This is a genomic window from Morganella sp. Je.2.23 (genome assembly GCF_051129855.1).
Lineage (GTDB): Bacteria > Pseudomonadota > Gammaproteobacteria > Enterobacterales > Enterobacteriaceae > Morganella > Morganella sibonii.
In genome coordinates this window covers 1-255 of sequence record NZ_JBCPSQ010000053.1, presented here as the reverse complement: position 1 = coordinate 255, position 255 = coordinate 1, and the positions used below count along the sequence as shown (strand labels likewise).

1 protein-coding gene is annotated in these 255 nt (G+C 29.4%); it reads right to left on the bottom strand.

Annotated features, from left to right (window positions below):
* Window positions 1–223 (bottom strand): helix-turn-helix domain-containing protein (locus tag AAZR23_RS20815; RefSeq protein WP_434694511.1); only part of this gene is annotated, 223 nt, incomplete at its 3' end.
* Between the last annotated feature and the right edge of the window lie 32 nt (window positions 224–255).

The following is a 255-nucleotide window of genomic DNA, read 5'->3' as shown; positions in this document are numbered from 1 at the left end:
AAATTAAAAAATAACTTATAGGCTCCTTTAATATGACAGATACTTTAAATAACATTTCCACACTGATCCTGCTGTTTCCTCTCTCATACCGTGATAATTGTTGTTGACTGACCCCAATACAATCGGCTAAAAATTGACCAGAATATCCTAGTTTTTTCCTTTTATTCATGATGTTAATACCAACTAATTTATTAATAGCTGTTTCAGTTTCTGATATTGTCATAAAAACTCCAAAAAATGTCATTAAAACCAAAA